At 64.7% G+C, this 12,753-nt stretch carries 3 protein-coding genes; all 3 read left to right on the top strand.

Annotated elements, in window-relative coordinates; translation table 11 throughout:
* Positions 1 to 58 precede the first annotated feature (58 nt).
* Complete coding sequence (locus V7M64_RS14335; RefSeq protein ID WP_333679965.1) at positions 59 to 388, top strand: hypothetical protein; 330 nt, start codon at positions 59 to 61, stop codon at positions 386 to 388.
* A 191-nt stretch (positions 389 to 579) separates the two neighbouring features.
* Positions 580 to 1,059 carry a carboxymuconolactone decarboxylase family protein gene (locus V7M64_RS14330; protein WP_333679964.1) on the top strand — a complete coding sequence of 160 codons (480 nt, stop codon included), beginning with the start codon at positions 580 to 582 and terminating at the stop codon, positions 1,057 to 1,059.
* 622 nt (positions 1,060 to 1,681) lie between these two features.
* Entirely contained in the window at positions 1,682 to 12,733 is an 11,052-nt protein-coding gene (locus tag V7M64_RS14325) for an autotransporter-associated beta strand repeat-containing protein (protein ID WP_333679962.1), read from the top strand.
* Positions 12,734 to 12,753 lie beyond the last annotated feature (20 nt).

Genomic DNA, 12,753 nt, shown 5'->3' with positions numbered 1-12,753 from the left:
GTGAGAGCGGACACTCCCACGACCTGCTAAACCACAACCAACACACAGGATGTTGATCATGGCCTCCATAGATCATACGGCACGCACACGCCCTCCGGTTCGCAACGAACCACTATCCCCGCCCGATCCGTTCATCGACCAGCGCGACCCGTTGGGCCTTGGATTGGCAAACTTCGATAACCGCATGGCGAAACTCGCCGGCGCCTCGTTGGCCATCAACGTCGTTCGAGGGCTGCTGGAACGCAGTGAAGCCAGCAAGCAATCCAACGCCCCACCCAGCACGCTGACGTACTGGCCACTCAACCCGGTGCAAGCCGCTGGCCTGCACGCGGCCATTTACTTGCTGCAGCAGTACGTGGATACGCTCAACTCTGGGCCGGGTGGATAACGCGCTTGCGTCCGTAGGATCCCTTCGCGGCGAGCCGCATGAGGAACGGCGCGCCGCTTTTGGGTGAAGCAAGTTCAGTCCGCCAGAGGCGATCACGCCAAATTTACGCAGGGCGCCTTTATGCCCTCGTACGCTAGCGGGCATCTCCGCCGACCGGCCGGAGATGGCCATCCCCACTGAGGATCCGCACCATGGCACAGCGCATCGACTACCAAAAACAATCGCCTGAGCTCTTCAACAAATTGGTCGCCTTGAATATGCAGATCGGCAAGTCCGGCCTGGAAGAGACCATCAACTACCTCGTCGAGATCCGCGCCTCGCAGATCAACGGCTGCAGTTTTTGCCTGGACATGCATATCAAGCAGGCGGTGATACACGGTGAGCGCCCGCTGCGCCTGCATCACCTGGCGGCGTGGCGCGAATCGCCGTTGTTCTCGCCCCGCGAACGCGCCGCCCTTGCCTGGACCGAAGTGCTGACGCAATTGCCGTCGCACGGCGTGCCGGATGACCTCTACGCGCACGTGCGCGAACAGTTTTCCGAAAAAGAACTCACCGATCTCACCTATGCGGTGATGACGATCAATGCGTGGAACCGCATCAACGTCGCGTTCACCAGCGTGCCCGGCACTGCCGACAAGGCCTACGGGCTGGATAAAGCCGGATTGGAATGACATCTGGGCGCTGCGGGCTTGCCGGGTGCGCAGGCTGCCGGTCCGTTGCCGTTTCGCTGGCCGCGCTGCTCCGCCTGCTTCGGCCTGGCTTGCCATGGGTGCGAAGAACCAAAGGCTCGATTCCTTCGTGATGAGTCAAGACCCCTTGCCGAATTTGTATAGACGATGCCGAATACGGGTATTTCTTTTACCGGAACGGGACTTTCGCTCGTGCAAGAAATCGTTTTCTAATAAGGGCGCTTAGGGACAGGTTTTGACGCTTTAGGACAAGGGCGTGGTGCACGGGCACGGACGAAGCACAGGGGCAGCGCGAAAAGGGGACTTTGGCAAATGTCGATCCATCTTGACACCGTCCGTCAGAGATTCAATCCGGCCTTCCATGTGCGCAAGGGCGCACCGCCGGACATGCACGCAAGCACGCCTGCCTGAGTAAGCAGGCGCGTTCTCCGCAGGGCATGAGGTGTCGGCGAGTCATCGCCGGCCATGGCAGGGTGCGTCTTCGCATCAAGTGTTTCTGATCGCAGGCCTGTTTTTCCAAGCGCCTGGGCTGTACGCGGCAAAGCACTGCGCAACGCATGCGAATCACCGCGCTTCTTGCATTTGATTCGACAGGGGACGAACGATGAATCGCATTTTTCGCGTCATTTGGTCCAGCGCGCTTGGCACCTGGGTGGTCACCTCAGAGCTGACGATGCGGCGCGGCAAGCGCAGCAGTATCGACGCACGGCGCACGCGGCAGGCACCCGTCCGAACGCAGGTGCGGATGACGTCATCCTGGCTGTTGCGCCTGGGCGTAATGACGGCCCTGCTGGCGGCCTGTGCACCCGTGCAGGTATGGGCTCAGTCGAACCGATACTGGGACGCCAACGGCACCTCGCCGGGCAGCGGCGGCACCGGCACGTGGGATACCAGTTCGTTGCTCTGGAGTCCGAACAACGATGGCGTCAGCGGCCCGTACGCGGCCTGGAACAACGCGACGTTCGACCATGCCTTCTTCAATGGCACGGCCGGTACGGTTACGCTCGGCACGCCGATCAATGCCAACAGCCTCAATTTTGGAACCACCGGCTACACGCTCACCGGCGGCGCGCTGACGTTCGGAGGCGCGACGCCGACGATTTCCGTCAGCAGCAATAACACCGCGACGATCAACTCGGTGATCGCCGGCAACGCCGGGCTCACCGTGGCCGGCACCAGCGCAGGCGCGACGCTCGCGCTCAATGCCACCAACACGTTCACCGGCGGCATCAACATCAACGGCGCGACGCTCGCTTTCAATGGCGATGCGTCGCTCGGCCCGACCAGCAACACCATCACGACGACCGGCACGGCTGGTTTGACCAACAACGGCACCGCGCTCAGCGCCAGCCGCACGGTCAATATTTCCAGCGGCACGCTCCAGCTCACCGGCGGCTCGAGTTCGGCCGATCTCGGTGCCGCGCTCTACACGGGTGCCGGTAGTTTGATCGCCGCACAGAACGTCAATCTTTCCAATAACAACAACAGCTACACCGGAACCACCACGTTCAACGGCGGCGGCACGGTGACCTTTACCTCGATTCGCGACGTCGGCGGCGGTCCGAGTTCGCTCGGGGCGCCGACCACTGCCGCAAACGGCACGATTGCGGTCAACGAGTACATCGGCAGCCTTGTCTACACGGGCGCAGGGAATTCCTCGGACCGCAACTGGTCGCTGGGCGGCGCCTATTACAGCGGACAGACGCTCGTCAATGGCGGCACCGGCACACTCACACTCAGCGGCAATATCGCCGAAAGCTACGGCACGCCGGGTTATCCATCGGGCGTGGCGTACATCTTCACGGCACAGTCGGCCGACCTGGTGCTGAGCGGCGTCATCAGCAGCAGTGTCGACACCACCAAGAACTTCACGGAGAACTTCTTCAGGGGCAGCGGCACCAATCGCAGCATCACGCTGGGCGGCGCCAACACCTATAGCGCCATATCGCAGATCAATAACGTCACCGTGAACGCGAGCGCGTTGGCCAACACGGGCAGCGCCAGTTCGTTCGGTACCGGCACCGAACCGCTGAGTGGCAGCCAGACGCAACTGAGCCTGGTCACCGGCGTGGTCAACTACACCGGCGCCGCTGCCGGGGCGACGGATTTCACCTGGTCGGTACAGAACAGCAGCGGCATCAACAACAACAGCGCCGGTGGCGCCGTCACGCTTACCGGCAATGTCGGTTTCATCGCCGGCTCGACCGATACGCTGACGCTCGGCGGCTCGTATGCCGGCGTGAATACGGCCGCCGGCGTCATCAGCGGTTCGGGCAATCTCACCGTCAACGGCGGCCCTTCCGACGTGTGGCTGCTGAGCGGCGCGAACACGTACATCGGCACGAACACGGTCAACGGCGGCACGCTGCGCGCGGGAAGCGCGCAGGCATTCGGCGCAGCAAGCAATGCCATGGCGGTGAACGGCGGCACGCTCGATCTTGGCGGCTACGACGCGACGCTCGTGTCGCTGGCCGGCACCGGCGGCTCGGTGGCGCTGGGTGCGAACAAGCTCACCGTCAGCGGCACGACCAGCACAAGTTACGCCGGCAGCATCACCGGCAGCGGCAGCCTTACCAAAGGCGGCACCGGCACGCTCACGCTCAGCGGCGCCAGCACCTATACCGGCAACACGGTGGTGAATGGCGGCACGCTCGCGCTCAATTTCGCGGCGACGGGTGCGCCGGCCAGCAACATTCTTTCGAGTTCGTCCGCGCTGACCATGTCCGGTGGCGCACTGAGGATCACCGGCGCAGCCGGCCAGTCCAACAGCCAGACGTTCAACGGCATGGCCGCCGCGGCCGGCACCAACACGATCTCGGTGACGTCCGGTGCCGGCGGCAGCGCCACGCTCAACCTCGGCGCCATCAGCAGCACCGGTGGCCTGGTGAATTTCGTGCTGCCCAGCAGCGGCAGCATCACCACCACCAATGCGGATGGCGCGCTGGGCTGGGCCACCGTCAACGGCACGGATTACGCGCAGGTGAGCAGCGGCGTGATCAACGGCTTCACCAACTATGCCAACAAGGACAATGCCGCGACATGGCTGTCCGGCGACGTCGTCAGCGATGCGGGCGGCGCGGCCAATTCGCCTTATTTCGGCACGGTGGCCGGCAGCGTGCAGCTCAGCGGCATGAAGTACACCGTCGCGGTGGGTTCGACGGTAACGGTAGGCGCCGGCAACACGCTTGGCGTGAACGGCACCATCATCGTGGCAAGCACGGTCGGCGCGAACAACGACACCATCACCGGCGGCAATCTCACCGGGTTTTCAGGCGGCGGCACACTCGGCATTCTGCAGAACAGCACAGGTACTTTCACGGTCGCATCGACCATCGTCGACAGCGGCGGCGGCGCGATCGGCTTCACCAAGGCCGGCACGGGGCAGGTCACGCTTTCCGGCAGCAACACTTATACCGGTGTGACCACGCTCAGCGGCGGGCAACTCAACGTCAGCACGATCGGCAGCGGTGGCACTGCCAGCGGTATCGGCGCATCGAGCAACGCACCGTCGAATCTGGTCATCCAGAATGGGACTTTGAATTACACCGGCGCCACGGCAACCACTGATCGCGGCTTTACGCTGGTCAATGGCGGTCCTTCGCGCACGATCAACGTTGCGAACGCCGCCGCCAATCTCACTTTCACCGGCCAGGTCACCAGCCCCGACAATTCGGATTTCACCAAGACCGGCGCCGGCACGCTGACGCTGGCCAACGCCGCCAATAATTATGTGGGCGCCACGAACATCGCCGGCGGCGAGCTTGGCGTCACCACGCTCGCCAACGGCGGGCTGGCGAGCGGCATCGGCGCGTCGAGCAATGCGTCCAGCAACCTCGTTCTAAGCGGCGGCGGCGCCTTGCAATACACCGGCGCGACGAGCAGCACCGATCGCGGTTTCACGCTCAGTTCCGGCAACGGTGGCTTTGACATTGCCAACGCGGCCACGGACTTGAACGTCAGCGGAACGGCGATAGGCCCGGGCCAGCTCGTCAAAAGCGGGGCGGGCACGCTGACGCTTTCCGGCACGAACACTTTCACCGGCGGCATCACCGTCAATGCCGGCGTACTGCAAGCAGGTTCGACATCCGCGTTCGGCAACACCACATCGACCAACTCCGCCACCATCGCGACCGGCGCAACGCTCGATCTCAACAATTACAACAACTCCCTCTACAGCCTCATCGGCGGGGGCAACGTGGCCTTGGGTTCGGCAACGCTCACGTTGTTCGGCTACTACGGCCAGACCTTCACCGGCACGATCAGCGGCACCGGCGGGTTGACCACCAGCGGCGGCGGCGGCGCGCACGTGATGCAGGGTTGCAACAACAGCTACACCGGCATCACCACGCTCAACGGCGCAGGCATCAGCACCGATTGCCTGGCCAATGGCGGTTCGCCGAGCGGTATCGGTGCGTCGAGCAACGCGTCGTCCAATCTCGTCTTCAACGGCGGTACGCTGACCTATACCGGCGCCACGGTCAGCACCGATCGCGGTTTCTCCGACACCGCCGGTGCCGGCATCAATGTCAGCAATGCTGCCACCACGCTGACCTTCAGCGGCATCGCCAGCGGTGCTGGCGGATTGACCAAAACGGGTGCCGGCACACTGGTTCTATCGGGCACCAATAGCCTGACCGGCGGCACGAACGTCAGTGCCGGCACGCTGCGCACCGGTTCGGCGAACGCGCTCCCCACCAGTGGCATGAGCGTGCAAGCCGGCGCGACGCTCGATCTCAACGGATTCAACAATACGGTCACCGGCCTCGGCGGCAACGGCAACGTGACGCTGGGCACCGGCACGCTGACCATCAACGGCTTCTACGCCGGCACCTTCGACGGCGTGATCAGTGGCAGCGGCGGCGTGACGCGCACGGGTGGCGGTTATCCGCAGCAGATGAACGGTTGCCTGAACACCTACACCGGCGTCACCAACATCAATGGCAGCACGCTGAGCGTGCAATGCCTGGCCAACTCGGGCCAGGCGAGCGGCATCGGCGCGGCGACGGCGGCGTCGGGCAATCTGCTGCTGGGCAACAACGGCTCTTTGCAATACCTCGGCACCGGCGGCAGCGCCGGCACGACCGATCATCTGTTTTCGCTCGGTACCGGCGGTGGCACGCTCGACTCTTCCGGCACAGGTGCCGTCAGCTTCACGAATACGGGGGCGATCGGTTTCACGGCGGCCAACTCCAGCCAGACGCTGACACTCACCGGAACAGATGCGGATAACAACAGTTTGTCGGCACAGCTCACCGACAACGGCACCGGCAAGACCTCGCTCAGCAAGACCGGCACCGGCACCTGGATATTGCAGAATCCGGGCAGCACTTATACCGGCATCACCAACATCAACGGCGGCACGCTCGGCGTCGGCAAGCTGAGTGATGCCGGCTTGCCGAGCAGTATCGGTTCGTCCACCAATTCACCCGCCAACCTGGTGATCGGCAACAGCTCCGTGCTGCTCTACACCGGTAGCGGCGACAGCACCAATCGTTTGTTCTCGCTCTCTGGCAGTACCTCGACCATTGCCTCGTCCGGCACCGGGCCGGTCAACTTCACCAACACGGCAGGCGTGACGCTGGTGGGCGCGGGGCCGCGCACGCTGTCGCTGGATGGCACCAACACCGGCACCAACACCCTGGGCGGCACGATCGGCGATGCCAACGCGACGACCGGCCAGACCACGCTGGCGAAGAACGGTGTCGGCGATTGGGTATTGACCGGCAACAACACCTACACCGGCAACACGGTGATCAACCAGGGCCGGCTGTGGATCGGCAACGGCGGCACCACCGGTTCCGTCGCGAGCAACAACATCATCATCGTCGGCGGCACGCTGGCGGTGAACCGTTCCGACACGGTGACGTTGAACAGTTTGATTTCCGGCGCCGGCGGTGTGCAGCAGGCCGGTACGGGCACCACCGTGCTCACCAACACCAATACGTACAGCGGCGGCACATCCATTACTGCCGGCACGTTGCAGGTTGCCAGCGATGCCTATCTTGGCGCTGCAAGCGGCGGCATCACCATCAATGGTGGCGCGTTGCGCAACAGTGCAGCGTTCAGCACGGCACGCACCATCACGCTCGGCGCGAGCGGCGGCACGTTCGATGCAGCGGCGAATCTCACGGTAACCAGTGCGATCGGTGGTACCGGCGGATTGACCAAGATCAACACCGGCACAGTGACGCTCACTGGTACGAATACCTACTCCGGTACCACCACCGTGCAAGCCGGCACGCTGCTGGTGGATGGCAACGAATCCGCCGCCACGGGTGCGACCACGGTGCAGGGCGGCGGCACGCTTGGCGGCACCGGCACCGTCGGTGGCGACGTGACGATCGCCAGCGGTGGCGCACTCGATCCCGGCGACACCGCTGCGGTGGGCACGCTGGCGATCAACAGCAATCTGGCGGTGAACAGTGGCGGCGCGCTCAATTACCAATTCGGGCAGGCCAATACGCCTGGCGGCGCACTCAACGATCTGACCACCGTCAGCGGCAACCTCACGCTGGGTGGCACGCTCAACGTCAGCACGTCGCCGGGCGGCAGTTTCAATCCTGGCGTGTACCGCATCATCAATTACGCCGGTACGCTCACCAACAACGGCTTGAGCGTCGGCAGCACGCCGGCTGGCACGTACTACGTACAAACCTCGGTGAATCATCAGGTGAACCTGGTCAACAGCACCGGCCTCACCTTGAATTTCTGGGATGGCGCAGTCGGCCCGAAGAACAACAGCGCCGTCGACGGCGGCAACGGTGTATGGCAGAACGCCAGCGGCAACGACAACTGGGCGGACAGCACCGGCGTGGTGAATGCGCCGTATGCCAACGCCGCGTTTGCGGTGTTCGAAGCCGCGCCGGGCACGGTGACCGTCGACGACAGCCTCGGCAACGTCACCTCGTCGGGCATGCAGTTCGCGGTGAATGGCTACACCATCACCGGTGGTGCGATCACGCTGGCCGGTGCGCCCAACATCATTCGCGTCGGCGACGGCACGGCGGCCGGCGCAAGCATGACGGCCACCATCGACGCCGCACTGGTCGGCACCGGTGGCTTGCAGAAAACCGATCTCGGCACGCTGGTGCTCGGCGGCGCCAACACCTACGCCGGCGGCACGGCGATCAATGGTGGCATTTTGCAGGTATCGAGCGATGGCAATCTCGGCGATGCCGCGGGTGCCTTGACACTCGACGACGGCACGCTGCGCAACACCGCTGCATTCACCTCACCGCGCGCAGTCACGCTTGGCGCGAACGGCGGCACGTTCGACACGCAAGCCAATCTCACACTGGACGGCGTCATCGGCGGCAGCGGTGCGCTCACCAAGACCAGCGCGGGCACGTTGACGCTGACCGCCACCAACACCTACGCCGGTGGCACGGCGATCAATGGCGGTGCCGTTTCGGTGGCGAGCGATGCGAACCTGGGCGATGCGGCCGGCGCGCTGTCGTTGAACGGCGGCACGCTGCAGAACACGGCAACGCTCGCTTCCGCACGCACGGTGACGCTGAACGCGGGCGGCGGCACGTTCCAGACCATCGGAGATCTCACGTTGTCCGGCGCGATCGGTGGCGCAGGAGCGTTGGCCAAGACCGGCACGGCGGCATTGATACTCACCACCAACGACACCTACGCCGGCGGCACCACGATTGCGGCGGGCACGCTGCAGCTCGGCAATGGCGGTACCACCGGCGCCATCACCGGCAACGTGGTCGATAACGGCACACTGGTCTTCAACCGTTCCGACGCCAGCAGCTTTGCCGGCGTGATTTCCGGCACCGGCTTCGTGACGCAACAAGGCGCCGGCACCACCGTGCTGACCGGCAACAACCGTTACGCCGGTGCCACCGACATCAACGCCGGCAGCCTGATCGTCAACGGCGATCAAACGGCGGCGACCGGACTCGCCACGGCGGCAAGCGGCGCCACGCTTGGCGGCGACGGCATCATCGGCGGCGACGTGGCGATTGCCGATGGGGCAACGCTCAACCCTGGCGACGTGGGCACCGTCCCGGGCATGCTCAGCATCAAGGGCAACCTCGCGCTGGGCAATGCATCCACGTTGAACTACAACTTCGGCCAGGCCAACGTGGTCGGCGGCGCTTACAACGATTTGACCACGGTGAGCGGCAACCTCACCCTCGGCGGCACCATCAACGTCACCACCACCTCCGGCGGCAGTTTCGATCCGGGCATCTACCGCGTCATCGACTACGGCGGCACGCTGACCAACAACGGGCTTGCGGTCGGCACCATGCCGTCGCCGGATTTCTTCGTGCAGACGTCGGTGAACCATCAGGTGAACCTGGTGAACACGGCCGGGCTGCCGGTGAATGTCTGGGATGGCCCCGGCCACCAGAACGACAACGTCATCGAAGGCGGCACCGGCTTGTGGCAGAACAACACCGGCAACGACAACTGGACGCTGGTCGACGGCAGCGTGAATGCGCCATACCAGGACGCCAGCTTCGCCATCTTCACCGCCGCGCCTGGCGTGGTGACGGTCGACAACAGCCTGGGTAGCGTAAGGAGTGCCGGCATGCAGTTCGCCGTGGACGGCTACACCATCCAGGGTGACCCGATCACGCTGGTGGGCGCGCCCAACATCATTCGCGTGGGCGATGGCACCAGCGATGGCGCGAACATGACGGCCACCATCGCCGCAGTGCTGACGGGTACCGGCGGTGTGCAGAAGGCGGATCTGGGCACGCTGGTGCTTGCCGGCGCCGACACCTATGCCGGCGGCACCACCATCACCGCGGGCACGCTGCAGCTCGGCAACGGCGGCGCCAGCGGCTCGATCACCGGTGACGTGGTGGACAACGGCATGCTGGCCTTCAACCGCTCCGATACCAACACCTTCGGTGGCGTGATCTCCGGCCGCGGCGCCGTGGTGCAGGCCGGCAGCGGCATCACCATGTTGAACGGCACGAATACCTACACCGGCTCGACCACGGTGCAGGCGGGCACGCTGCTGGTGAACGGCGATCAATCCGCCGCGACCGGCCTTGCCACCGTGCAGGGCGGCGCCACCCTGGGCGGCACCGGCACGCTCGGCGGCGACGTCACGCTGGCCAGCGGCGCCACGCTCAGTCCCGGCAATATCGGCGCCGCCGGCACGCTCACGATCAATGGCAACCTGCAGTTGAACAGCGGCGCCACCCTGGATTACCAGTTCGGCCAGGCCGGCACGGCGGGCGGTGCACTCAACGATCTCACCGCGGTGCACGGCAACCTGACGCTGGCCGGCACGCTCAACGTCAGCACGACACCCGGCGGAAGTTTCGGCCCTGGCGTGTATCGCGTTTTCAACTACGACGGCACGCTCACCGACAATGGCCTCGTGCTCGGCACGCTGCCTGCGGCGAACCTCTACGTGCAGACTTCGATCGCGCACCAGGTCAACCTGGTCGACAACACCGGCCTCGCGCTCAACTTCTGGGATGGTCCCGCTGGCCAGGACAACCATGTGATCAACGGCGGCAATGGCACCTGGCGTCTTACCGACAACGACGATTGGACGGAGGCCAGCGGCGCGGTGAATGCGCCGTATTCGAACGGCGCGTTCGCCGTGTTCGCCGGTACGCCAGGCACGGTGGCGATCGACAACGGCAACGGCCAGGTGCAGGCGTCCGGCCTGCAATTCGAGGTCGATGGCTATCACCTCACTGGCGGTACGTTGGTGTTGGCTGGCAGCACGCCAACCGTTCGCGTGGGTGATGGCACCGCGGCGGGCGCCAGCATGACGGCAACGATCGATGCGCAGCTCGCCGGTACCGGCACGCTGGTGAAGGATGACCTCGGCACGCTGGTGCTCACCGGCAACAACAGCTACGCCGGCGGCACTACGGTACAGGCCGGCACCTTGCAGGTATCGAGTGACGCCAACCTCGGCAACAGCGCAGGCGCGCTGACGCTGGGCGACGGCACGCTGCATACCATCGCAACTTTCCAGACCAAGCGCGCGGTAAGCCTCACCGGCAACGGTACATTCCAGGCCGATGATGGAACGACGCTGACGCTGGGCCGTGCTGTAACCGGCAGCGGCAGTCTTGCCAAGACCGGTTCCGGCACGCTGGTGCTCGGCGCCGCATCCACCTATAGCGGCGCGACCACCGTCACTGCCGGTACGCTGCAAGCGGCAGTGGCGAATGCGTTCAGTGCTTCGTCGGCAGTCACCGTGGCGGCAACGGGCACGCTGGATCTTGCCGGCTTTGCGCAGAACGTGGCGTCGCTGACCCATGCAGGCACGGTGCATTTCGGCAGCGCGCCAGGCACCACGCTGACGGTGCAGGGCGATTACCTGGGCCAGGGCGGCACACTGGACTTCAACACCGTGCTGGGTGGCGACAACTCCGTCACGGACCAACTGATCGTCAACGGCAATACGTCCGGCAGCAGCGTCGTGCATGTGACCAATGTGGGCGGCACCGGTGCGCCGACCACGCAAGGCATCAAGCTGATCGACGTGCAGGGCGCATCGAACGGCAGCTTTACGCTGGCCGGCAATTACGTGTTCCAGGGACAACAAGCGGTAGTGGCGGGCGCGTACGCCTATCGCCTTTATCAGGGCGGCACCAGCACGCCGAACGACGGCGACTGGTATTTGCGTTCGGCGCTCATCAATCCCTCCAGCAGCACGGGTGGCGGCGGCGATCCCACCCCACCGCCACCGCTCTATCAGCCCGGCGTGCCGCTGTACGAGGCCTACGGCGCCATGTTGCGGCAGATCAATACGCTCGACTCGTTGTATGAGCGCGTCGGCGATCGCACGTGGGCGGGCAATACGCCCGCGACAGACGCCATGACGCCAGGCAATGGGGCGTGGGTACGCGTACAAGGCGCAGACCAGACGTACAAGCCGGAGATCAGCTCCAGTGGCGCCGACTACGACATTTCCACCTGGAAGGCGCAGGCGGGTGTCGACGCCAAGTTCAACGATGCCGCCGGCGGCGTGCTGGTCGGCGGCATGGCGCTGCAGGTCGGCCGTTACCAGACCAACGTCGATTCGATCTACGGCATGGGGCGGATCAAGACCAGCAGCTACGGCATCGGCACCACGCTCACCTGGTACGGCGACGGCGGCTTCTACGTGGATGGCCAATGGCGCTGGACGCGCTTCGACAGCGACCTGTATTCAACGACGGCTGCGCAAGTACTCAAGAGCGGCAACCACGGCAGCGGCTATGCCATCGGCGTGGAAGTGGGCCAGCGTTTCCGCCTTGGCGACGCATGGTCGCTGATCCCGCAGGCGCAGGTGAGTTACGGGCGCGCGGCATTCAACGCCTTCAATGACCCGTACGGCGCCTATGTGTCCGTGCAGCAAGGCAGGGATCTGGTCGGCCGCGCCGGCATGGCGGTCGACTATCGCAGTGCCTGGCAAGGACCGCGTGGAACCATCGACAGCCATCTCTACGTCATCGCCAATCTGTATCGCGATGCCGAGGGCGCTACGCGCGTGGATGTTTCCGGCACCGACCTGGCCAGCCGCAATGAACGCTTGTGGGGCGGCCTGGGCGTTGGCGGTTCGCTCGACTGGGGTGGCGGTACCTATTCCGTCTATGGCGAAGTGCAGGGGAAAACAGGGTTGTCGCACTTCGGTGACAGCCATGAGGTGACCGGCACGCTTGGTTTCAGGATGAAGTGGTGAGTGGCTTTGCCGCTGTTGCT

It is taken from the genome of Dyella sp. (assembly GCF_036746095.1).
Lineage (GTDB): Bacteria > Pseudomonadota > Gammaproteobacteria > Xanthomonadales > Rhodanobacteraceae > Dyella_B.
Note: the sequence above shows the minus strand (reverse complement) of the source record. Positions and strands in the feature narration are given on the sequence as shown.